The organism is Marinobacter flavimaris (assembly GCF_002933295.1).
In the GTDB taxonomy this organism is placed as follows: domain Bacteria; phylum Pseudomonadota; class Gammaproteobacteria; order Pseudomonadales; family Oleiphilaceae; genus Marinobacter; species Marinobacter flavimaris.
On record NZ_PSSW01000007.1, the window covers coordinates 77,789 to 99,880 of the forward strand.

The window sequence follows — 22,092 nt, forward strand, 5'->3', positions numbered from 1 at the left end:
CCACGGTTATTCTTGGATTTGCGTATGGGCTGGGAAGCAAAATAACTCATAAAGCGTTAATATGGATACCGTACTTGGCCCCTCACCACTCTTGGAGCAAAAAATATGCGCCTTCAGGATTTAATTGACGAGGCTCGCGCTCTTCCCGTCGACGAACGAGCGCTGGTTATAGAGTCATTATTGAAAAGCCTAAACCCAAACGAAGCCAGTATTGACGAAAAATGGGTAGAAGTTGCCAAGTGCCGCCTGGACGACCTGGATTCCGGCAGGGTGAATCCTGTGCCCGGCGATGAGGTTTTCAGAAAGATTCGGAGCAGGCTGCAGAAATAATGGATTATTCCTTTCACCCCGCAGCGGAAGCGGAATTGAATGATGCAATCGATTACTACGAATCAATTCAAACTGGCCTCGGAGTAGATCTCGCCGAGCAAGTCGAGCAAGCAGTAGCCAGAGCTGTCAAATTCCCCCAGGCCTGGAGCTTCATTCGAAAGCCTGTTCGTCGCTCACTCGTCAAACGATTTCCCTATGGCGTTCTTTACGTTGAAAAGAAGAACAGCATTTTCATTCTTGCTGTTATGAATCTTCATCGCGAGCCAGATTATTGGGAAAACAGGCAATAACCGAGGATTCCTCGGTAGTTACCGATAATTCCCGGAACACAGAAACAGCTGCACACCCATTGCACTTATCCTGGTGCCAAGAGGCATGTCCGTCACCAAGGCCGCCGGCTGGAGTATTTTCAGCAGCTTGCCGCAACCATTGATGGCCATTCCCGCTTACCTGTTCGTAAGTACCTTCAAACCCATGCTTCCCTTCGGCCTTGGTTTGGCTGCGGGTGCTATGATCTGGATGGTGTTTGCCGAGCTTCTGCCGGATGCTAATAAAAAGCTGGAGCCGGCTTCAGTTGGTGTTGTGATTGTACTGGCCTTTCTGGGCATGATGGTTTTCCAGCTCGCCATCCACTGACCGCGGAAGTACTGGATAGCCAGTAAGCTATTGCGGCGAACGACACTTAATACGTTTTTGAACTATCGAAGGTAACTCTATGCAGAACCGGGATATTTCCGGGAACGCCACGCAAAACCCGATACTTGTCTCGTTCCATTCAGAGGCAAGCCAGTTAACCTGGCAGCCCCTCGGTGACCGCGTGATGGGCGGGCAGTCTAACGGCACCGTTGATCTTGCAGAGGGCGGCGTTGGCGTCTTTCACGGCACTGTGCGACTGGACAACGGCGGCGGATTTTCGTCTGTGAAAGCTGACCTGCCGGAACCTTTCGATGCAGCTGACTACACCGGTATCGAGCTTCTTGCTCGGGGCGACGGAAAAACCTACAAGATCGGCCTTCGCAACAGCACCAACCGGCGCAGCATTGTGTACCAGCATGCATTCACACCAGGTACAGAAGAATGGAGCCGCATCCGACTCCCCTTCAGTGATTTCATCCCTACCTGGCGCGGCAAAACATTGACCGATGAGGCAGCACTGAATCTTTCGCACCTGGCTTCGGTCAGCCTTTTTGTTTCCGGACGACAGGCTGGTGAATTTCAGCTGCGGATGCAGGATTGGAGGTTGATCCGATGACCAAACTCGCTCTGATAACCGGTGCCAGCGCCGGCATTGGCCGTGAAGCCTGCGCCCTCTTTGCCCGGAAAGGCTACAGGGTGATCGCCCTGTCCCGACAGCCAGCTGGTGTCGAGTCTGCCGATCTGGAGCTGGCGCTGGATCTAGAGTCCTTTGACCAGATCGAAGGGCTTGCGGGCGCTCTGGACACGGAAATTGCAGCAGCCGAGCGGGTGATTCTGGTCAACAACTCCGGTTACGGGCAATTCGGCGCGCTTCGCGATCTCTCCGAACCCATGTGGCAAAAGCAGTTCAGTACCCACGTATTCGGCCCCATCAAGCTGGCTGCTGTCTGCCTGGGGCTCTGCGAACAGCACGGTAAACCCTTGCGGGTCATCGCGGTTAGCTCCGTTCTCTCCATCGCGCCCCAGAAAATGAAAGGCGCCTACTGTGCCGCCAAATCCGCGATGAACACGGCCCATGAGAGTTTCTGGTTTGATGAACAGGGCAGCAACAGCCTGGAAAGTATCTCGCTGGTGCTCCCGGGCCCCGTGGTGACCCGGTTCAGAGAGCATGCCCTGGCCGCGTTGCAGCCCGTGCTTGGCCAGGCCAGCGCCGTGCACCGGGAAAAGTACAAGGCAATGGAAGCAGCGCTCGCGCCAGGCGCCAGAATCAAGCCCTTTACAGCCAGTGCGTCGGACGTCGCGAAAAAGATTGTCAGGGCAGCAGAGGCGACACGACCCAAGCCTCGATACCTGGTTACACCCCAGACCTACGCTGCCGAATTTATCACCCGGTTTATTCCCCGGTCGATCCAGAGAATCATCTTTAGGTAAGGCGGGCCTTCTTCACCCGCCGGGACCGGCTCAATTCATCCTTAACAAAAGCCCCGACGGCCTTGAGGATACCCAGGTCCGGATCAGCCTCTTCGCCATCCGCCAGCCGGAAAATCTGCTGGTAGTACCACGCCTGGCCGCCCAACACGTTAATGACTTTGATTGGCATCAGCGGACTCGCTGGTGAGAAAAACCCTCGTTGAGCAAGTTTGACGTAATCTTCGTAGCAAACCGTCTTATCGATGCGGCCATCAAGCAGATCTTTGGGCGTATCGGGATCCGTGCAGAGAGGCCGGCCAAGGCCAATCACGTCGGTTTCGCTACTGGCAATCGCCTCTTCCATCAACGTGCGCGTACGGAATCCACCGGTGACCATCAGCGGGCAATCGCACACCTCTCGAATCGTCTGGGCATAATCCAGGAAGTAAGCCTCCCGCTTGCGAGTGCTTTCCCGCATGGCCGGCCCCTCGCTCGCCGTGTCGGCATCACCACTGTACCCGAGCAGCCGCGGCTGTTCGTAGGTGCCGCCAGACACCTCCAGCAGATCAATACCCTCCTCATTGAGCCAGCGCACCACGTTCACAGACTCGTCGAGCGTAAAGCCGCCTTTGCGGAAATCGTCGGAATTCAGCTTTACCGCCACCGGAAACTCCGGCCCCACCGCAGCGCGCGTCGCCCGCACTACCTCGATCAGGAAACGGGCGCGATTTTCCAGCGACCCACCCCAGCAATCGGTGCGCTGGTTGGTGACCGGCGACAGAAAAGACGACAACAGATACCCATGGGCCCCATGCACCTGAACGCCGGTGAAGCCCGCCTCTTTAGCAACCCGGGCGACGTTGGCAAAACGCTCGATAAAATCGAGGATCTCCGGCTCCGTGAGTGCCCGTGGGCGGGCATAGTTGCCCATCAGCGATAGCTGCACCGCCGAAGGCCCCATCGGACGAGTGGTCACGTATCGTGGCGACTGCCGACCGGCATGGGAAATCTGCATCCACAGATGGTTGCCATTGCGGGTGCCCGCTTCGGCCCAGGCACGCAACTGCGCCATACCCTCCGGCTCGCCTTCAGCCGGCGCCGGATCAATGGCCACGTTACCCGGCCGCTCCAGCACCCGTTGATCAATCATCACATTGCCGGTAATCAGCAACCCCGCCCCGCCATTGGACCAGCGACCGTAAAGGGTTTCATGGCGGTGGGTAGCGTGAAGCTGATCGTCTGCCAGTCCCTCGGTCATGGCAGCCTTAGCAAGTCGGTTCGGCAGGACTGCTCCGCAGGGGAGCTTCAGAGGTTGGGCAAGCGGTGATTCGGTCATGGATAATTCCTGCTGTTCAAGCATAAGTTTACAGCCCCAACCACTCTGCCAGCTGAAGATTGGTTTTCAGCCTCAGTCGCTGCTGAAGCATCCCCTCAAAGACGCCTTCCACGGTTCGTTCCTGCCCCAGCAATGGCAGTGAGGCCTCAGCCTCTGAGAAAAACTGCTCCTCACGAGACGTGCCCACAATCGCTTGCTCCCACCAGTTCACTACTCGAGGGTGCGCCTCTTTGAGCAGCAAGTCCCCGGGAAGCTTTTCGGACTTCGAAGCATTAGCCGTGTGGCTTGATGGCATCAGATTCCAGAGATCGTTGTTGTTCCATCGCGACCACGGAAAACAGTGGTCAACGTCAAACCGCTTCGCTTTGAGATTTTGGGCTGTCCATACGCACTCGACCCGACCAGTCTCGAGCTGCTGGTTAATCATGTGACGGACAGCTGACGTATCGCGCCGACCTTCCACCCACTGTAAACCACGATGATAGTCATCCATGCGGTAACGCAGATCCCAGCTACCCATCAGATCAATCCATTCATTAACAATCGCAGGCTCAATCCAGCACGCATAGCGACTGAATGCATCCCAGAGAAATGAAGGAACACGGAAGGTACCGAACCGGGAAAGCGTTGCTTTGTCCAAACGCACGGGTGCCTTCTTGATGGTCATCCTGGCCGAACCGCCCTCGAAGATCGGACGGTTACTACCAGGCCAAGTCGTGAAATTTGCGGGGTTCTTGAGAATGGTCGAGCAAGCATCCCGGATAGCGCGCAGGACTACTGGAGCAACATCCGCCGACAGCGACATGCCCACTCTGAAATCCAGAGGCGTGAAATCCTGCAGCTTTAAGAAATCCTCCGTGGCAAAGCCATAGCCGCGAGTGCCTGGTGCTTGCCTCAATTGATGCCGCAGAACCAGAGGGTGATAAAGCATAATCCAGAACAGCCCGACCGCCCCAAGCGGAATATCCACCCAGTCATCACTACGTTTAAGCGCCAAGCCGGGCGCTCCGTCAGCAATCCGGACTAGGGTTCGCAGCAAACCCAATTTGTAAGTCGAAGACTTATTATCATTAACGATAATGTGACGGACTGTCGGCAATGCTCCGGTGCCATCGTCCGCCAACCTAAAAGCCAGCGTCTCCCAAGAAACTTCGTCCCTCTGGAGCGCATCCTTCTTGCGCTCGACCGGCAACGGGAGCGGAATCAGTGCCCGGCGTTTGGCAAAAACCTCCAGCTCTTCCCTACTGACGTCGTAAAAAAGTCGTTCGCCATCACCGGGCCCATGCCGAACCGTAATCACCAGCATTCCACCGGGTGCCAAAAGCTCAGTCAGGATTCGAAAGGCACGATCACGATCGGAGGGCGGGATATGCATCCAGACAGCGGAAACAAGAATCAGATCGAAGCGATAGCTCAGCTTCCGGATCTTACCTAGATCGGGTAATTGATCGTCTACCCAGTGAATGCTCTGAATGCGAGTAGCGTCCTGCCCCAACTCTCTTAAGCCATCTGCGGGCTCTACCGCGACAACATCCCAGCCTCGTTCTGCAAGGGCACTGGAATCGCGACCACTGCCTGCGCCGACATCGAGAGCAAGGCCTGCTTTATCGCCCAGGAAGGAGAGCCAGTCTTGGTGAACCTGTTCGAAGGTCAGGGACTGGTATTGGGTGAAGAAGTTTTGGGCGTTTTTGTTGTAGGGACGGTAACTCATGCCGCCGCCAGCTTCGCTGCCTGCTGCCACATAAAGTTTGGCATCGGCGTTCGGAGTTTCCAGGTAATACTCATCGGCTGGGAACCGGTGTGAGACACGTAATCCACCTCACCATAATTCACAAACCCCATCGTGCGACCATATTCGTCTTTCGCCTGCTCTCTTACAAACAAGAACAACCGCTTGTTGATGGCTTGGTGTTGAATATAGTCCTTCCCTTTACCACGGTCAGGCCGGGAACTGTTTTGCGACTGCCAGTGGAATAACTGCTCATTGATGGCGTAGTCGTGGTACATGGTGGTTGGGGAGAACTGCTTTTCGTTTTTGTCCAAGGTGACAAACATCAGCTCAATATTTTGATCCTGAATGACATATACACCTTCCCTCGATGGTGGGTTATGCTCGAACGTCATCGCACCAAAGCCAACCAGAATCTGCTCTCGGGAATAGCGGGCGTGCAATCGTAGCGGGACTTCCCGCAACTCCGGCATCGCCGGCTGCTCGTGTTTGGTTTTCGCCAATTTCCAGTCGAGCACGTCCACCAGCTCCTGTTCCAGCCCCAGCTTGCTGAGTCCTGCCAAGCTTTGTGTCAGCGAATCAAATTCCAGCTCTGGCCCTGCTTTCTGCCAGAAGTCGTAATGGCACATGAGTGCCTGGCGACCTTTCGGGTCGTCACAGCTAAACCCTGCTTGGCATAGCTTCTTAAGAAACAGCAGGTACTGGTGATCGTCGCAGATCAAAATCCGATTGTGGATGGCCTTCTTCGCCAGTTTAAACGAGTCATCGGCTCTGTCTTCGTCTTTTGCCTTGCTCACCAACTCGGCCCAACTGCCCCGTTTGTAGAGTTCGTTCAGGTCGATGTGGGGATGATGGGTTATGAAGTTCTTCAGCGTGAGTGGCTGAGTGGAATGCTGTGGGAACTGCCGAACAAGAGACACCAGCCCCTTCATGGTCAGCGTGGCTTGCCGGATGTTGCTCAGCACCATTTCCTGGGTTTTCTTGGTGAGCTCAATTCGGCAACCCAGTGGTGCATGGGGAAAGCCCTGCTTCAGTTCTTCCGAAATTGAGCGTTCTGACTTTCCCACCAGTGCCCGGAATTTATTGGCGAAATCATATTCAGGCCGAGAATTACCAACAAAGTCCAAGACTGTGCAGCAATCTTTGTCGTCAGCAAGGCGCAAACCCCGACCCAGTTGCTGAAGGAAGATGGTCAGGCTTTCGGTTGGGCGCAGGAATAACAGGGTGTCGACTTCCGGAATATCGACGCCTTCGTTGAATATGTCGACCACACACAGCACGTTGATTTGCCCGGAGCGAATGGCTTGCTGCTTTTGTTGGCGTTCGTGGCTGTTGTCACTAGTGAGCACATCGGCCTTGATGCCGTGCAACAGGAGCTGCTCCACCATGAAGGTCGCGTGTTCACGGCTCACACAGAAAGCGAGAGCTTTCATGCTGGCTATATCGGTGACGATTTCCCGCAAGCTTCGCAGAATCTTTTTTACGCGATTCTGGTTGTGCGTATACAAGTTCGTCAACTGAGCAATATCGTAACGCCCACGACTCCAAGGAATAGTGCGCAGGTCGGTGTCATCATCTATTCCAAAGTATTGAAAGGGGCAAAGGTGGCGGCGGTTGATGGCCTCCGGTAACCGGAGTTCGGCGGCAATCACGCCACCAAAGTCGCTGAGAATATCGCCGCCATCGTGTCGCTCCGGAGTCGCTGTCAGTCCCAGCAGTATTTCGGGCGAGAAGTGTTCCAATACCGCCCGATAACTCGATGCGGCGATGTGGTGCACTTCGTCGATTACGATGTAGTCGTAATAGCCTTCAGTGAGCTTTAGCTGATCCAGCTGGTTATTCAGAGTCTGAATCGAAACGAACAATTGCCGGTAGTGTTCCGGCAACTGGCCGCCTACCCAGAGTTCACCGAAAGCATTATTACGCAGCACGCCACGGTAAGCTTCCCGGGCTTGGCGCAGAATTTCTTCCCGGTGCGCCACAAACAGAAAGTGGGCGTTTGGTTTTGCTTTCAGGAAGCGCCGAAAATCAAACGCCGAGATCAGGGTCTTGCCGGTGCCAGTGGCGGCCACCACGAGGTTTCGCAAACGCTGGTGCACGTCCCGCTCAACAGAGAGTTGCTCTAGAATGTCTTTCTGATGCGGAAACGGCGTAATTTCGAAATAGTGGGAGGAGCCGGGAGCGTCCAACCCTTTTTGTTGTTTTAGTGCGCGGTTGAGCTTTTCGGTACTCTCAGCCCGGCCATCGAACCATTCAAAGTCTTCCGAAGCCCAATAGGTTTCAAAGGTGCTGAGCGATTTGTTGATGATGTGAGGGATTTCCTGAGCGGTGATCTTAAGATTCCACTCAAGGCCATTGGTCAGCGCCGATCGAGATAGGTTTGATGAACCGATGTAACCGGTGTGAAAACCCGTGTTCCGGAGGAACAAATAGCTCTTGGCGTGCAGCCTTTCACGCTCGGTGTTGTAGCTCAGCTTCACTTCGGTGTTCGGCAGGCTAGCCAGATACTCAACGGCTTTGGCATCCGTTGCCCCCATGTAGGAGGTGGTGATGATTTTCAGCTCTCGGCCACTCGCGGTGAAGGCTTCCAGTTCTTTCCGGAATATCCGAATTCCGGCCCATTTGATGAACGAGACCAACCAGTAAATCCGGTCCGCTGACAAAATCTCGCGCTTTAGCTCTGACTCCAGTGACAAGCCAGCATTACTGCCTGAAAATAACTCACTCTGTGTGAGTCCTGTGAGCGGGAAAACGTCTTCAACATACTGCTTCAGGTTCGCAGCAACCGGGTTTTCCAGCTCATAAAGCGCGGTGAGGATCTTTCCTTGGCTATCGAGGAGGTTCTCATCCAGGAACCCATCATCCTGCACCTTCCCCTTGAGCCACATCAGCAACTGATTCGATAACTCGATTTGCTCCTGAAGTCGGTTATCGCCCGAAGGCACCGACCCAATAGCGAACTCCAGAATGTTAGTAAGGAATCGTGACAACCATACAGATGCTTCCACACTGCTAAGCTGGCGCTCACCTACGTAAAATTGTTTCCTGTCCAATCTGTTTTCTACGAGCCGGGTAATAAGCTGCTCGTAGATTCCGGTCTGCTGCATCGTGTACGTCCCACATTGATGACTTCCAGAAGAACGGCGCGGTGGCCACCGGCATTCCTTATATCTCGCAATCTAACTAAATCCGGTGGAATGACGTTAACCCCTAAAATGTCGGATTTCCACGAAATCCGCGATCCTCCCGACAGGCTTTTTTTGGCAATCGAGCGATTGCTATCGATTACAGTGTAGCCTCACATGACACCAGTTAGATCCAGCGCTTCCACATCGTGGACGCACCGGACAGCCACAACCGAATATCCAGCTTGCCGGTCAGCCGGCCGTAACTTGCAAAGCACTGCTTGGCGTCGCTAGTTATGCCTGTGCAACTGCATGAACCTTCAAGCTCTGGAGGTCAATAGGTGGTACACCAAGGTCGCTCCAGTTCCCTGGATGACAGGTAAACAGCAATATCTGATGCCGGCTAGCCGCATCAAACAGGATGCGTTTCATGTCTTCCAGTCGGTCGCTGTCACTGTGCACCAGAGTGTCGTCCAGGATGACCAAGGTCGGCCTGCCGGCTTCCCGAAGCAGATCGGCATAGGCCAGGCGGCTGATCAGGCCCATTTGTTCCCTGGCACCAAAACTCAGTTCGGTGATTTGCCCCAGTTCGCTGCCGCGGCTGAAGGTACCGGGCCGTAGCTGTTCGTCGACTTCCAGGGAAGCTTCGGGGAAAAGCACCGACAGGTAATGGTTGAGGTGCTTTTGCAGCGGTGCCTGCAGGCGGCGTGTGAGGGCCTGGCGTTTTTCTGTGAGCAGGTTCAGCAGCAGATCCAGGGCCTGGGCGCGGCGGTGCAATTCCTGATAGCGGCGATTGCACTGGTCGTACTCCGCCTCTTTCTCATTGAGCTGTTCTTCCAGCCCTTCGGCACCCCAGGCTTCAAGCCTGACTTTGATATCCCTGAGCTCACGCCCGCGGTTTTCCTGGGTCTGGCGTAGTTGATTGACCGCATTCTGGTAGCGTTCGATGTCTTGCTTGAGAAAGTCCGGTCGGGCTTCGCGGATTTCCCGTTCGCGGCGTTCGAGGCTGGCTTGCAGCTCGGCCTGTTGTTTTTCGAGGTTCGCCAGGTCGGTGGTGATTTGCTGAAGCTGCTGTTGCCGTTCCGGGCTCTTTTCTTCATCCGCCAGCCGCTGCCATTCGGTTTTAGCGTTGTCCCGCGCCTGCTTCAGTGCCGACCGCTTTGCCTGGTGCTCACGCTCATCGGATTCGGCCTTGTCCAGCGCGGTGCCGGCCTGAACGAAAGCGGCTTCTGCCTCCTCCAGGGCGGGCACGTTCTCTTTCTGGTCGGGTTCTGGCGTGGCCTGCAACTGGCTTTTCGCTTTCTCCAGTTCGCTTTCTGCCTCGCTCTGTTCGGAAACCAGTTGCTCAATGCCAGCCGGTGCCACGGACTTCAGCAAATCTTCGGCGTGCTTATGGGCTCTTCCGGCACTTTCAAAAGCTGAAAGCCGGTCTTCGGCCTGTTCCACGGATGCCACGCCGAGGGTTTTCAGCTGTTCGGCAAAGCTGTCCTCAAGGGATTTGAGCTTCCGGCGGGTGCTGGCCAGCTCTTCGCCACCGGGCGTTATGCCCAGGGTACCCACGCCGGGGATAACCAGTGTTGATTCTTCCAGAAGCTGCTGCTCGCCTTGCCCGGTCAGTTGTTCGTTGTTCAGCGTTAACGACGCGCTGGCTTCCAGCTGCCAATTCAACCGGGTCGCGATGGTTCGTGAACGGATGGTTTCTTCGTTCAGCTGGTTCGCGGCCGCTTTCAAGTTTTTGACCGCGGCGGAATCAATCCGGTTGTCTCTGGCCTGCTGCCTGGCCTGCTCCAGCTGCTGATGGTAGTCCTTGGCTTTGGTGAGGTTGTTGGTCAGTACCTGTTTCTGTTGCTCAAGCCTCCGGACATCCTGCTCCAGCCTTTCCCGGGTTTGCAGCAAGCCGGCGAGCTTGCGTTGCTTCTCTGCCTGCTCATAGGCGGTTCTGGCTTCTTGCAAACGGCCTGCAATCATCGGGGTTTGCGCTTGTGCGGTGGCGAGGTCTCGCTCCGCACGGTCCAGTTCGGCTTTTCTGCCCTCAAGCTGGCGGCTCAGGCCTTCCAGGTGTTCCTTATTCTGTTGCAGCAATCGGTGATTCTGCTGCAGCTGGCCGAGCGTGGCCCTTTCCTGGGCTTGCTGCTGTTCCAGGCGCTCCACCTGCTGATAGCGCGCGCGGGCTTGCTCCAGTTGTCGCTGGGCATCTTCCCAGGGGCGCTCGGCCTCAGCCTGATCGTAGTCCTGGGTCAATTTACTCAACCGGTCGACCTGCTCCTGGTACTTAAGCACCCGGTCCTTCAGTCCTTCGATTTCGGTCTCGTATTGGGCACGGTCGTTCTTAAGCTGTAGGTACTCCCCACGAGCACTCCCCTTTCCGGTAAGCAGCGTGTCCCGTTGGCTTCGAACCGTCTCGATCAGGTCGTCGCCGCCGGAGCTGGCCACTTCGCCCACCATGGAGTTCAGGGCGGACTTCAGGTGGTCACCAGCGTGTTCGATGGCCTGTTCGATGTCCTGCCCGGTGCCCTGCTCCACCCACAGCAGTCCCGGTATGCCCCAGTGTTCGGCTTTGCTGGCGCCGCGTTTCGGGTACTGGTAGCCCAGCAACTCGGCCAGTTTTTCTTCCGCGTCGTCTTCGCTATAAGTCTCGGTGCCGACTTTCAAGTCACAGCGTTTGCGCTGCAGGAAGCTCTTGGTGAGATGCCAGGAACGGCCCTCGTGCTCAAAATCCAGTTCAACGGTGGGTGCAGCCGCGGAATCGCCCCAGGGCCGAAGGTCGTCAACGGCTGTTGAGCGGTAGCGCTCGAAAAACGCGGCGCGGACGGCACGCACCAGGGTGCTTTTGCCGGACTCGTTGGGTCCGTGAATCAGGTTGAGGCCGGGCTGCAGGTTGTCCAGAACAAAGGGTTTGCGGAACTGGCGTAGCTGCTCAATGCGCATGCGCTGCAGTTTCATTGGCTGGCCTCCTGTTCCCGCTCTCTGAGCAAGCCCGCAAGAATGGCCAGCGCATCCCGGGCGGCGTCATCCTGTGCGCCCTCTTGTTGACGCTCGCGCAGGCTCTCGACGACTTCGCCCACGTAGCCGTCCGCTTTCAGGGCTGCGATGTCCTCGTCGGTCGGCGCAAGCTGAAGGCCGCTGCGTTCGCATCGCAGGCTTCGGAATCGGGCTTCCGCCACCGAGAGCGCTTTCAAGAGCGTTTCCTCCCCGGCGAGGGTTATCGAACCCTCAAGCCGCAGATCAACAACGGCGGATTCGGGCAAGGCGTTTAACCGCTCCAGCAGTTGGTCAAGATCGGACTGAACGGTAAGGGTTTCCCGCCACTGGTGCCATTGATACCGACCGGTAGGTATTCGGGTTACCGTCGGCGTTGCCCCTGCCTCGGGCACTTCAACGATAAGGGCGTTGCCGGCTTCGTTGTTCCGAAAGCGTTCCGGCTCGGGGGTGCCGCTGTACCATGTGCGTTCATCGATCTGTTTGGTTCCGTGCCAGTCACCCAGCGCCAGGTAATCGAGCCTGCTAGCCTCGGCACGCTCTGGCGCGATGGGATTGGTGGAATCAATCTCGTCCGGCAACAGGCCCTGGACGCTCCCGTGGGCCAGGCCAATCCGTAGGAAGCCTTCCGGTGATTCGTAGCCGGTGAATGGCTCGGTGAGATCGCCGTAGGTATGGCGCTGGGTCAGGGGTGCGCATAGGATGCTGAGGCGCTGCGGTTCCAGATCGATGACGCCGGCCTGCAGCGCCAGGTGTACGTTCTCAGGCACTGCACCGAGGCGCTGGGCTCGCGTCCACACGCTCTCTGCCAGGGCGGCGTCGTGGTTGCCGGGCAGCATGACCCAGGGGCCGGCGAACGCCTTTGTGGCATTGAATACCCGCCGGATCGTGCGATCAGACACCGTTTGGGCATCAAACACATCACCGGCCACCAGAACGGCATCGCACTGATGTTCATTGGCCAGCTGTGCGAGCGTTTCGATGGCCTCAAACCGGGCTTCGACCAGCGCGGCTCCGTCTTCGGTTTCAAAGCGGGTAAACGCCCGGCCCATCTGCCAGTCTGCCGTGTGCAAAAACTTTGGCATTTTATCTACCTGAGAATTCGGGGAATTTTGGCGCCATTCTAGACCAACCAACGATACTTTACAGACGCAAGGCGACAATGCGCGTCGTTCTGAACAAGCTTGGCTATCCCAGCTCTAGCCCAGCTCCAGCCCGGCACTAGGCCGGGGTCAGCCGGCAGGCGGCGTACTTGAATTCCGGAATCTTCCCGAACGGGTCCAGAGCCGGATTGGTGAGCAGGTTGGCCGCCGCTTCCACAAAGGCGAAAGGCACGAACACCATGCCTTCGGGCATGGTCTGATCAGCCCGCGCCGTAAGGGTGATGCTGCCCCGCCGGGTGGCGATATGGATGTCCTCTCCAGAGGCAACGCCCAGGCGCTCCAGTTCTGATGGCGCCAGGAATGCCGCCGCTTCGGGTTCGCGCTCATCCAGTACCCGGCTTCTGCGAGTCATGGCGCCCGTGTGCCAGTGCTCCAGCAAACGCCCTGTGGTCAGCACCGTGGGATAGGCCTCATCCACCGGCTCGTCGGGTGGCAGGGGGCTGGCCGGAGAGAATTTGGCTTTCCCCCTGGACCTGGGAAACGCATCGGCGAAGACCACATCATCGCCCGGCGCGTCGTCGGCCTGGCACGGGTAGGTCACAGACCCTTCCCGCTCCAGCCGGGACCAGGAGATATGATCCAGTGAGTGCATACCCTGCTTCATCTCGGCAAACACCTGCTCGGGGCCGCTGTAGTTCCAGGCCAACCCAAAACGCCGGGCGATTTCCTGGATGATCCACCAGTCCGCCTTTGCTTCACCCGGGGGCGTGAGGGCCGCCCGGCCCATTTGCACCTGCCGGTTGGTGTTGGTGACGGTGCCGGATTTTTCTGACCAGGCCGCTGCCGGCAGTATCACATCGGCAAACTGGGCCGTCTCGGTGACGAACAGATCCTGAACCACGAGGTGCTCCAGGGCGCCCAGCGCGGCCCGTGCGTGGGTGAGATCCGGATCGGACATCGCAGGGTTTTCACCGAGGATGTACATGCCCTTGATGGTGCCCGCCCTGATGGCGTCCATGATCTCCACCACGGTCAGCCCCGGCTCCGGGTCCAGTTCGGTGCTCCAGAGTTCTTCGAAAGCGGCTCGCAACTGGGCATCCCCAACGGGCTGGTAGTCTGGCAGTACCATGGGGATCAAGCCGGCATCGGAAGCGCCCTGCACGTTATTCTGCCCCCGCAGGGGGTGCAGACCGGTGCCGGGCCGGCCGGTATGGCCGCAAGTCAGCGCCAGGGAAATCAGGCAGCGGGCGTTGTCGGTACCGTGCACATGCTGGGAAATGCCCATGCCCCAGAAGATAATCGCGTTTTCGGCCTGCGCGTAGGCACGGGCCACTTCCCGAATCGTGTCGGGATCGACGCCGCATACGGGGCTCATCACTTCCGGGGTCATGCCTTCGATACTTGCCGCTAGCGCCTCGAAGCCTTCGGTATGGGTATCGATGTAGTTCTTGTCGAAAAGCCCTTCGCTGATGATCACATTGAGCATGGCGTTGAAGAGCGATACGTCGCCACCGGGCGAGAAACGCACGCTGCGCCAGGCATAGGCGTCCAGCGACTGGCCCCGGGGATCAATGATGATCAGTTTGGTGCCGTTGCGTGCTGCCTGCTTGAAGTAGGTAGCGGCGACCGGGTGATTCACCGCCGGGTTGCAGCCGGTCAGAATCACCACGTCTGCCTGGAGCGCCTGCATGAAGGAGGCGGTTACGGCCCCGGACCCCAGGCACTCCATCAGCGCCGCGACGGAGCTGGCGTGGCAAAGCCGGGTGCAATGGTCCACATGGTTGGAGCCGAAACCGGTGCGCACCAGCTTCTGGAACAGCCAGGCTTCTTCGTTGGAGCACTTGGCGCTGCCGAAGCCGGCGAGCGCATCCGGTCCGTGCTGTGTTTTAAGTTGGGTCAGTCCGTTTGCCGCAAGATCCAGCGCCTCTTCCCAGCTGGCCTCTCGAAAATGCGTTAACGGGTTGGCCGGATCAAAATTGGGATCGAGCCCTTTGGGGACGCCCTCCCGGCGAATCAGGGGGCGAGTGAGCCGCGCCGGGTGAGACGGATAATCAAACCCGAAGCGGCCTTTCACGCAGAGCCTGCCCTGGTTGGAGGGGCCGTCTTTACCCTCCACAAAGAGAATACGCCCTCGCTGCTCGCCCGCTCCAGACTGGGCACTCGCAGGCTCGTCTTTCACGTGATAGGTCAGTTGGCAGCCCACGCCACAATAGGGGCAAACGGAATCCACCGTGCGGTCGGCCGTGGCGGAGTCTCCGCGGCCCTGGGCATCCATCAGGGTGGCGGGCATGAGCGCGCCCGTCGGGCAGGCCTGCACGCATTCGCCGCAGGCAACGCAGGTGCTGTCGCCCATGGGATCATCGAAATCAAATACGATCTTGGAAGCGGCACCGCGATGCGCCAGTCCGATGACATCGTTGCCCTGCACTTCCCGACAGGCTCGCTCGCACAAGCCGCAGGTGATGCAGGCGTCCAGATTCACGTTCATGGCCGAATGGGTGGCGTCGTGGCCGCCTGCGTGTGGCAGCGAATCGGAACGGGGTTCAACGTGGTGTACCGTAGGCTCGTCCCGGTCTGAACGAGCCGGCAGGCGCTGGCGCACGGCAGCGGCATCGATGGCCAGCTGGTCCGCCGTGTTCCACAAATGGCTGGACCGATCAGGGCTGCTCTCCCGCTCAGGCTGGTCGGCCAGCAGTAATTCCAGAACGCCTTTACGGGCTGCCTGAACCCGTGAGGAGCCAGCGCTTCGCACGACCATGCCGGGTGCGGCCTCCCGAATGCAGCTTGCGGCGAGTACCCGCTCGCCTTCCACTTCCACCATGCAGGCCCGGCAGTTGCCATCGGCACGGTAGCCCGGCGCGTCTTTGAAGCACAGGTGCGGGATGGTTTCTCCGGCCCGCTTGGCGACCTGCCAAAGGGTTTCGCCGGGGTAGGCCTGAACCTCGACGTTATCGAGGGTGAGGGTAAAACTTGTGCTGGAATCACTCATGGCTTTTTTCGATTCGCTCATGGCTGCCTTCCCTACCCTTTGGCGATCAGGTTTTGGCTGGCCAGTTCGCTGCGGAAATCCCGGAGCAGGCTCAGCACCGGATTGGGAGCGGCCTGGCCAAGACCACAGATGGACGCATCGGCCATCACGGCGGCCAGTTGCTGGAGCGTCTGTTCATCCCAGGTATCCCGCTCCAGCAACGTCAGCATTTTTTCAGTGCCCACACGGCAGGGCGTGCACTGGCCGCAGGATTCGTCCGCAAAGAAGCCCAAAAGATTGGCGGCCGCGGCTTGCAAATTGTCCCGATCAGACAGAACAATCACCGCGGCGGAGCCGATGAAACAACCGTGCTCCTGAAGCGTGTCGAAATCCATCGGAATATCGGCCTTGCTGGCCGGCAGTATGCCGCCGGACGCGCCACCGGGCAGATAGGCCAGGAGGCGATGGCCTTCAGCCATACCGCCGCAGTATTCCTCAATGAGCTCATTAAGCGTGATCCCCGCAGGCGCCACATGAACGCCGGGGCGAGCCACCCGGCCGGAGACCGAAAAGCTTCGAAGCCCTTTACGACCATGCCGCCCCTGGCTCGCATACCACTCGGCGCCCTGGGCGTGAATGCGAGGGATCCAGTAAACGGTCTCTACGTTGTTGACCAGGGTGGGCTGACCAAACAGGCCTTTCTGGGCCACAAAAGGCGGGCGATGGCGTGGCTTGCCGGGTTTGCCTTCCAGCGACTCGATCAGGGCGGATTCTTCGCCGCAGATATAGGCACCGGCACCGCGGCGCAGGATCACAAAGCCCGGTTCTACAATGCCGGCAGCTTCCAATTCAGCAACGGCGTCTCTCAACACAACGAGGAGGCCGGGATACTCGTCCCGAAGGTAGATATAGAGAGCCTGAGCCTCAACCGCCCAGGCACTGACCAGGGCGCCCTCCAGGAATCCATGGGGTTCACGTTCGAGGTAATAGCGATCCTTGAACGTGCCAGGCTCTCCCTCGTCTGCGTTAATTACCGCGTAACGTGGCCCGGGTTCGGCTCGCACGGCCTGCCATTTGCGATAGGTGGGGAAACCCGCGCCGCCGAGGCCCCGCAAGCCGGCCTGCTCAAGTTCTTCCGCAAGGGACTCAACGGTAACCCGTCCGTCGCGGCAATCCTTCAGCAACTGGTAACCACCCGCGGAGCGATAATCCGCCAGCTTTTGCCAATGGATCTCATCCGGTTGCACCTGCTGTTGTTCGACGGCGGCGCCAACGGTTTCGGCAGTCGCGTTGCCCACGTGATGGTGCCCCACGGCGACCACGGGCGCCGTATCGCAGCGGCCCATGCAAGGCGCGTGAACCACACGCACCTGGGCAGGGTCAGTCCCGTCAGCCAGTGTTTTATGGAGTGCGCTTGCACCCGCCAGTTGGCAGGAGAGCGAATCGCAGACCCTCAGGGTTATTGCCGGTGGCGGCGTTTGTTCGTCGTGAACAACATCGAAGTGGGCGTAGAACGTGGCCGTTTCATAAACGGCGGCCATAGGCAAATTCATGAAAGACGCAAGGGCCCGCAGACGGGGCATGGAGAGGTAGCCGTCGGCATCCTGAATCAGATGCAGGTGCTCGATCAGTCGATCGCGATGACGCAATGACGAATCAACGCGTTCGTCACCGATCAGTTCCCGAAGCCCCGACAGCACAGTGGGCTCCAGCTGTCGGCCACGAAGGCCGGAACGCCTGCGTTTGACCTTCTGTTCGTCTGTTTTCATTATTTTCGACCACGCACCGAGATACAGCAGACAGCCGTGGTGGCTGGTCTGACAAGATACAAGTCATTGAAGCATATCAGGGTGTTGAGGCGCCAGATGATCGCAAATTTGCTGCATAGCGAGACGAATCTGGCCTGAAGCTGAAATGATCGAAAGAAGGAGAAATAATGGAGGCGCGGGTCGGAATCGAACCGGCGTACACGGAGTTGCAGTCCGCTGCATAACCACTCTGCCACCGCGCCGGAAAAGATCGAAGGGATCGGATCTTTGTGCTCTCAGGTGGGCAATGAGAGACTTGAAATTGGAGCGGGAAACGAGATTCGAACTCGCGACCCCAACCTTGGCAAGGTTGTGCTCTACCAACTGAGCTATTCCCGCTCTTTGTTTCCGGGGCATTGCCTCGTCAACGGCTGCGTATTCTACGGATTACCGTTCGGGCGTCAATAGTTTTTTATCAAGTTTTTGTTTTACTGGAGATTGTGGGCAAAGTTTGGCCAATTGCGCGGCAGCATGAAAACATGCACCTTCGTCACTGGCAGAGATCCCCCGCACTCTTTAAGCTAGGGATTGGCAGGCAACATCACTCAGGGATTCGACAGAACGTGCCCAGTCCTGATTCATCCGAGCAGACCGATCCACAACAACCGACGTCCAACCCCGGATCCGTCAGCGTTGAAGCCGGCACTCTGAGTGTGAACGGCGACTGGCTGTTGAGCCATTACCGGTCTCTGGCGTCCCTGGCGTCATCCATGTCCCCCAGGGATATGAATAAACTGTCGATCGACCTCTCGGGGCTGACGCGAATTGATACCGCCGGAGCCTCACAACTGGCCACCCTGATCGGCCCGGAGCGTTTGCTCGAAGCCGCTACGGCCGATAGCGAATTGCCCCGGGAAACATCCGCCCTGATCGCTGCTGTTTGCGAGGCCATGAAAAATCAGCCCGAGGCGGATCGGCGGGCGCCCTCCCTCGTTTGGAGCTTTGTGACCGGAACCGGCCAGAAGGTGGAAAGCATCTTCCGGCTGCTGTGGATCCTTGTGGGCTTTATTGGCCAGACCCTCGGCACCCTGGCCTGGAACCTTCCCCGGCCCTGGCGCTGGCGGATGACGCCCTTTGTGGCTGCGGTTCATGACACCGGCCTGAATGCCCTGCCCATCGTGGCACTGCTGACGTTTCTGGTGGGCGCTGTGGTGGCTTTTCTGGGTGCAACCGTGCTGGACGATTTCGGCGCCACCATTTACACGGTAAACCTGGTGGCGTTTTCCTTCCTGCGGGAATTCGGGGTGCTGCTGGCCGCAATCCTTCTGGCCGGCCGAACCGCCAGCGCGTTTACCGCCCACATTGGCGCCATGAAGGTTAACGAGGAGCTCGATGCTATCCGCACCCTGGGCCTGAACCCCATTGAACTGCTTGTGCTGCCCCGGGTGATGGCCATGATGGTGAGCCTGCCCATTCTCACCTTTGTGGGCATGATCTCGGGTATGGTGGGCGGCGCCATGGTCTGCGCGCTGGTGCTGGATATAACGCCGACGCAGTTCATGGCCATCGTTGAGCGGGACATTGCCCTTCAGCATTTCGTTGTGGGCATTGTAAAGGCGCCTATCTTTGCCTTCCTGATTGCCGTAATTGGCTGTCTGGAAGGCTTCAAGGTGGCGGGCAGTGCCCAATCGGTAGGTGAGCACACCACCTCCAGCGTGGTTCAGTCGATCTTCATGGTGATTCTGCTGGATTCCATTGCTGCACTATTCTTTATGGAAATGGGCTGGTGATCATGGCAGATATGGCAGCGTCTCCAAATCCTCAAACAAGCAATGAGCCGGTCATTGAGGTGCGGGACCTGTGCAACCGCTTTGGCGATCACATTGTGCACGAGGACCTCGACCTGGATCTCCTGCGAGGTGAAATTTTGGGCGTGGTCGGAGGTTCCGGTACGGGCAAGACGGTACTTTTGCGCAGCATCGTTGGCCTGAATACGCCAGCTTCTGGCCATATCCGGGTGTTTGGCGAGGATCTTATCCAGCTTTCGGCACGGGCGCGTTCGCGCATAGAGCAACGCTTCGGGGTTCTGTTCCAGGGTGGCGCCCTGTTTACGTCCCTGAACCTGCAGGAGAATATCGCCGTTCCGCTGGTCGAACACGCGGGCCTGAAGCGGTCTGAGGCCGAACAGCTGGCCCGGATGAAGCTGGCGCTGACCGGTTTACCACCTGACGCAGCGGTTCGTTACCCGTCCGAACTCTCCGGCGGTATGGTGAAGCGGGCGAGCCTGGCCCGGGCCCTGGCACTCGATCCGGAGATCCTGTTTCTGGATGAGCCCACGGCGGGCCTGGACCCCATTGGGGCAGCGGCATTCGACCGGCTGATTGTGACGCTCCGGGATGCCCTGGGGCTGACTGTGTTTCTGGTCACCCATGATCTGGACACCCTCTACTCAACCTGCGACCGGGTTGCGGTACTGTCACAGCGCAAGGTGCTGGTAGCTGATACGCTGGAAGCCGTTGCCGCCACGGAAGATGAGTGGATTCAGGACTACTTTAACGGCCCCCGGGGCCGGGCAGCGAGCTACGCATTCAGGGACCATTCGAACAAACGGAATCAGGAGCAGTAACCATGGAGCCAAGGGCCCACCACCTGATCATTGGCCTGTTTACCATCCTGGCCTTTGCGGCCGCGCTGATCTTTTCCCTGTGGCTGGCGAAATCCTCTGCCGATCGGGAATGGGGCTACTATGAAATCGTCTTCGACCATGCCGTTGGTGGCCTGTCCGAGGGTAACCCTGTGCTTTACAGCGGCGTTCAGATTGGTGATGTGGTAGAGCTGACCCTGGATCCGGACAACCCCGGCCACGTGCGGGTGCTGGTCCGGGTGGATCAGTCGGTTCCCATTCGTGAGAACACCAAGGCCGGCCTGGTGCTCGCCAACATCACCGGCAGCATGAGCGTCCAGTTCAGTGGTGGAAGCCCGGACAAACCCGCGTTGAAAGGTGACGAGGACAACCCGCCGGTAATCATTGCCGAGCCCTCGGCGTTCACCAGCCTGCTTTCCAACGGCGAGCAACTCCTGGCCAAAGCCGACCAGCTGCTTACCAGCGCGACGGCGCTGTTATCGGCTGACAACATCGACAACGCATCGGCCATCCTGGAAAACACACGGGAAGCCACAGACGCCCTGCTCGACCGCCGGGACCAGCTGATCGCCCTGCTGGAACAATTCGATGCCGCCGCCATTCGCGCCGAAGAAGCTGCGATCAAAGTCTCCAACGTTTCGGATAACGCCAACGAACTGCTGCAAAACGATGGCCAGCGGGTTCTGCAATCCATGGACCAAGCGCTCGCGGTAATGACCACCACCATGGAGCGAATTGATGAGTTGACCCGAAACAACCAGGGGGCGATGGATGCCGGACTGCAGGGTATGGGAGAGTTGGCGCCCGCGCTACGGGAGCTTCGGGCAACCCTGCGCAGCCTGAATCAGTTTACGCACCGGCTGGAGCAGGATCCCACGGGCACTCTGTTCGGCAATGAAACCATGAAGGAGATGGCACAGTGACATTGAGGTCAATCAGAAACCTGACGCTTCTCCTCGGTGCTGCACTCGCCAGTGGGTGCACGGTGTTTCCGAACCCGGAGCCACCGAGGGTTATGGACCTGGCAGTGGTCCAGGCGGCTCCAACGGCGGAGCAACCGGTTCAGGCATCCCTTCGCGTTGATACACCCTACGCCTCAGAGCCTTTTAACGGATCGCTGATTCTGGCCAAACCCACGCATCAGGAGTTCCGGGCCTACGAGGGAACCCGCTGGCGGGATTCGGCACCGGTGGTGGTTCGGGATATGCTGGTCAGCAGCCTTCGTCAGAGTGGCGCCTACGCGAATGTTATTACGGATACCAATCCGGCACAGGCTGAGTTGACCCTGGTCACCGAACTCTCGGCATTTCATTCGGAAACCCCGGAATCCGGTCCGCAGGTGGTTATCGAGCTGCACCTGCAGATGATTCACAACCGCTCGCGGGCCAGGCTGTGCACTCGCTCTGTGCGGGTTGTGGCACCGGCATCAGGCACATCGGTTGACCAGATTGTTGAGGCCTTCGGAACCGCTGGCAGCAATCTGGCCGCCAGGGTGATTGAATGGGCTACGACGTGTGACTATCCGTCTGACCTGAGGCCTTCTCCGGGAATAGATCCGCCCAAGCAGCCTTGAGGTAGAGGCCCATGGACCAGAGGGTGAGAATCGCGGCGATATAGAGCAACGCCAGGGCGACATTGGCCCAGAGTACACCGGGAGGAAACGCCAGAAGGCCGACAATAGCGGCCATTTGCGCGGTGGTCTTGATCTTGCCGATGTACGAAACCGCCACGCTGGCGCGGCTGCCGATTTCCGCCATCCACTCCCGCAAGGCGGAAATGACTATCTCACGGCCGATGATAACGGTGGCCGGAATCGTCAGCAGAATCGCCGAGTGCTCCTCGATCAGCACAGCCAGTGCAACGGCTACCATGAGTTTGTCCGCGACCGGGTCCAGGAACGCGCCGAACGGGGTGCTCTGGTCGAGTTTGCGGGCCAGATAACCGTCCAGCCAGTCGGTGGCCGCCGCCAATCCGAAAATGGCCGCGCTCACGAGGTAGCTCCAACCCACCGGAAGATAGAAAATCACCACGAACACCGGAATCATGATGATGCGGGAGAGGGTGAGGATGTTTGGTAAATTCAT

At 58.3% G+C, this 22,092-nt stretch carries 17 protein-coding genes and 2 tRNA genes; 9 read left to right on the forward strand and 10 right to left on the reverse strand.

Going from position 1 to position 22,092, the window contains the following annotated elements; translation table 11 throughout:
• Positions 1–105: 105 nt before the first annotated feature.
• The 5 genes from MDHKLMBL_RS13640 to MDHKLMBL_RS13660 all read left to right on the forward strand — a co-directional run bounded on the left by MDHKLMBL_RS13640 (position 106) and on the right by MDHKLMBL_RS13660 (position 2,397).
• On the forward strand, positions 106–330 hold the full coding sequence (locus MDHKLMBL_RS13640; RefSeq protein ID WP_104271032.1) for an addiction module protein: 225 nt from the start codon (positions 106–108) through the stop codon (positions 328–330).
• On the forward strand, positions 330–620 hold the full coding sequence (locus tag MDHKLMBL_RS13645; RefSeq protein WP_008171220.1) for a type II toxin-antitoxin system RelE/ParE family toxin: 291 nt from the start codon (positions 330–332) through the stop codon (positions 618–620). Before MDHKLMBL_RS13640 ends, MDHKLMBL_RS13645 begins: the two co-directional genes overlap by 1 nt.
• Positions 621–705: 85 nt before the next feature.
• Positions 706–966: a ZIP family metal transporter gene (locus MDHKLMBL_RS13650; protein WP_199185513.1), complete on the forward strand. Its 261-nt coding sequence runs from the start codon at positions 706–708 to the stop codon at positions 964–966.
• Positions 967–1,045: 79 nt separating this feature from the next.
• Entirely contained in the window at positions 1,046–1,582 is a 537-nt protein-coding gene (locus MDHKLMBL_RS13655; protein ID WP_008171223.1) for a CIA30 family protein, read from the forward strand.
• Entirely contained in the window at positions 1,579–2,397 is an 819-nt protein-coding gene (locus MDHKLMBL_RS13660) for an SDR family NAD(P)-dependent oxidoreductase (protein ID WP_008171225.1), read from the forward strand. Before MDHKLMBL_RS13655 ends, MDHKLMBL_RS13660 begins: the two co-directional genes overlap by 4 nt.
• On the opposite strand, the gene MDHKLMBL_RS13665 is transcribed toward MDHKLMBL_RS13660, so the two are convergent.
• The 9 genes from MDHKLMBL_RS13665 to MDHKLMBL_RS13705 form a co-directional block, all read right to left on the reverse strand.
• The gene (locus MDHKLMBL_RS13665; RefSeq protein WP_104271033.1) at positions 2,390–3,712 is read right to left on the reverse strand and encodes an NADH:flavin oxidoreductase/NADH oxidase family protein; all 1,323 of its coding nucleotides are present in this window, start codon (positions 3,710–3,712) and stop codon (positions 2,390–2,392) included. The two genes, MDHKLMBL_RS13660 and MDHKLMBL_RS13665, sit on opposite strands and share 8 nt — an antisense overlap.
• A gap of 28 nt (positions 3,713–3,740) precedes the next feature.
• The gene (locus MDHKLMBL_RS13670) at positions 3,741–5,423 is read right to left on the reverse strand and encodes a class I SAM-dependent methyltransferase (RefSeq protein WP_104271034.1); all 1,683 of its coding nucleotides are present in this window, start codon (positions 5,421–5,423) and stop codon (positions 3,741–3,743) included.
• Positions 5,420–8,548 carry a DEAD/DEAH box helicase gene (locus MDHKLMBL_RS13675; RefSeq protein ID WP_104271035.1) on the reverse strand — a complete coding sequence of 1,043 codons (3,129 nt, stop codon included), beginning with the start codon at positions 8,546–8,548 and terminating at the stop codon, positions 5,420–5,422. Before MDHKLMBL_RS13675 ends, MDHKLMBL_RS13670 begins: the two co-directional genes overlap by 4 nt.
• Before the next feature lie 312 nt (positions 8,549–8,860).
• The gene (locus MDHKLMBL_RS13680) at positions 8,861–11,509 is read right to left on the reverse strand and encodes an AAA family ATPase (RefSeq protein ID WP_104271036.1); all 2,649 of its coding nucleotides are present in this window, start codon (positions 11,507–11,509) and stop codon (positions 8,861–8,863) included.
• Positions 11,506–12,630 carry a metallophosphoesterase family protein gene (locus MDHKLMBL_RS13685; RefSeq protein WP_104271037.1) on the reverse strand — a complete coding sequence of 375 codons (1,125 nt, stop codon included), beginning with the start codon at positions 12,628–12,630 and terminating at the stop codon, positions 11,506–11,508. Before MDHKLMBL_RS13685 ends, MDHKLMBL_RS13680 begins: the two co-directional genes overlap by 4 nt.
• 136 nt (positions 12,631–12,766) lie before the next feature.
• Positions 12,767–15,658 (reverse strand): formate dehydrogenase subunit alpha, encoded by a 2,892-nt coding sequence (fdhF, locus tag MDHKLMBL_RS13690; RefSeq protein WP_104271038.1) that lies wholly within the window; start codon positions 15,656–15,658, stop codon positions 12,767–12,769.
• 11 nt (positions 15,659–15,669) lie between these two features.
• Positions 15,670–17,385 (reverse strand): NAD(P)H-dependent oxidoreductase subunit E, encoded by a 1,716-nt coding sequence (locus MDHKLMBL_RS13695; protein ID WP_104271039.1) that lies wholly within the window; start codon positions 17,383–17,385, stop codon positions 15,670–15,672.
• A 168-nt stretch (positions 17,386–17,553) separates the two neighbouring features.
• Positions 17,554–17,627: transfer RNA gene (locus tag MDHKLMBL_RS13700), tRNA-Cys, on the reverse strand.
• A gap of 60 nt (positions 17,628–17,687) precedes the next feature.
• A tRNA-Gly gene (locus MDHKLMBL_RS13705) sits at positions 17,688–17,763 on the reverse strand.
• A 224-nt stretch (positions 17,764–17,987) separates the two neighbouring features.
• Here MDHKLMBL_RS13705 and MDHKLMBL_RS13710 point away from each other — a divergent pair.
• Genes MDHKLMBL_RS13710 through MDHKLMBL_RS13725 form a run of 4 tightly spaced genes read left to right on the forward strand, consistent with a single transcriptional unit; the run spans position 17,988 to position 21,581 of the window.
• Entirely contained in the window at positions 17,988–19,154 is a 1,167-nt protein-coding gene (locus tag MDHKLMBL_RS13710) for an MlaE family ABC transporter permease (RefSeq protein WP_053115093.1), read from the forward strand.
• A 2-nt stretch (positions 19,155–19,156) separates the two neighbouring features.
• Positions 19,157–19,990 (forward strand): ABC transporter ATP-binding protein, encoded by an 834-nt coding sequence (locus MDHKLMBL_RS13715; RefSeq protein ID WP_227507910.1) that lies wholly within the window; start codon positions 19,157–19,159, stop codon positions 19,988–19,990.
• 2 nt (positions 19,991–19,992) lie between these two features.
• Positions 19,993–20,931, forward strand: a complete 939-nt coding sequence (locus MDHKLMBL_RS13720; protein ID WP_053115091.1) for an MlaD family protein — start codon at positions 19,993–19,995, stop codon at positions 20,929–20,931.
• The gene (locus MDHKLMBL_RS13725; RefSeq protein ID WP_141201851.1) at positions 20,928–21,581 is read left to right on the forward strand and encodes an ABC-type transport auxiliary lipoprotein family protein; all 654 of its coding nucleotides are present in this window, start codon (positions 20,928–20,930) and stop codon (positions 21,579–21,581) included. The genes MDHKLMBL_RS13720 and MDHKLMBL_RS13725 overlap by 4 nt, the downstream gene beginning before the upstream one ends.
• On the opposite strand, the gene pgsA is transcribed toward MDHKLMBL_RS13725, so the two are convergent.
• Positions 21,514–22,092, reverse strand: coding sequence for a CDP-diacylglycerol--glycerol-3-phosphate 3-phosphatidyltransferase (pgsA, locus tag MDHKLMBL_RS13730; RefSeq protein WP_053115089.1), 579 nt, complete (start codon positions 22,090–22,092; stop codon positions 21,514–21,516). The two genes, MDHKLMBL_RS13725 and pgsA, sit on opposite strands and share 68 nt — an antisense overlap.

What these genes read in the sequence shown, in the direction of transcription:
- MDHKLMBL_RS13640 (WP_104271032.1), top strand. Translation starts at nt 106, where the DNA reads ATGCGCCTTCAGGATTTAATTGACGAGGCTCGCGCTCTTCCCGTCGAC.
- MDHKLMBL_RS13685 (WP_104271037.1), bottom strand. Translation starts at nt 12,630, where the DNA reads ATGCCAAAGTTTTTGCACACGGCAGACTGGCAGATGGGCCGGGCGTTT.
- MDHKLMBL_RS13720 (WP_053115091.1), top strand. Translation starts at nt 19,993, where the DNA reads ATGGAGCCAAGGGCCCACCACCTGATCATTGGCCTGTTTACCATCCTG.
- MDHKLMBL_RS13670 (WP_104271034.1), bottom strand. Translation starts at nt 5,423, where the DNA reads ATGAGTTACCGTCCCTACAACAAAAACGCCCAAAACTTCTTCACCCAA.
- MDHKLMBL_RS13655 (WP_008171223.1), top strand. Translation starts at nt 1,046, where the DNA reads ATGCAGAACCGGGATATTTCCGGGAACGCCACGCAAAACCCGATACTT.
- MDHKLMBL_RS13695 (WP_104271039.1), bottom strand. Translation starts at nt 17,385, where the DNA reads ATGAAAACAGACGAACAGAAGGTCAAACGCAGGCGTTCCGGCCTTCGT.
- MDHKLMBL_RS13650 (WP_199185513.1), top strand. Translation starts at nt 706, where the DNA reads ATGTCCGTCACCAAGGCCGCCGGCTGGAGTATTTTCAGCAGCTTGCCG.
- MDHKLMBL_RS13660 (WP_008171225.1), top strand. Translation starts at nt 1,579, where the DNA reads ATGACCAAACTCGCTCTGATAACCGGTGCCAGCGCCGGCATTGGCCGT.
- MDHKLMBL_RS13715 (WP_227507910.1), top strand. Translation starts at nt 19,157, where the DNA reads ATGGCAGATATGGCAGCGTCTCCAAATCCTCAAACAAGCAATGAGCCG.
- fdhF (WP_104271038.1), bottom strand. Translation starts at nt 15,658, where the DNA reads ATGAGCGAATCGAAAAAAGCCATGAGTGATTCCAGCACAAGTTTTACC.
- pgsA (WP_053115089.1), bottom strand. Translation starts at nt 22,092, where the DNA reads ATGAATTTACCAAACATCCTCACCCTCTCCCGCATCATCATGATTCCG.
- MDHKLMBL_RS13675 (WP_104271035.1), bottom strand. Translation starts at nt 8,548, where the DNA reads ATGCAGCAGACCGGAATCTACGAGCAGCTTATTACCCGGCTCGTAGAA.
- MDHKLMBL_RS13680 (WP_104271036.1), bottom strand. Translation starts at nt 11,509, where the DNA reads ATGAAACTGCAGCGCATGCGCATTGAGCAGCTACGCCAGTTCCGCAAA.
- MDHKLMBL_RS13665 (WP_104271033.1), bottom strand. Translation starts at nt 3,712, where the DNA reads ATGACCGAATCACCGCTTGCCCAACCTCTGAAGCTCCCCTGCGGAGCA.
- MDHKLMBL_RS13645 (WP_008171220.1), top strand. Translation starts at nt 330, where the DNA reads ATGGATTATTCCTTTCACCCCGCAGCGGAAGCGGAATTGAATGATGCA.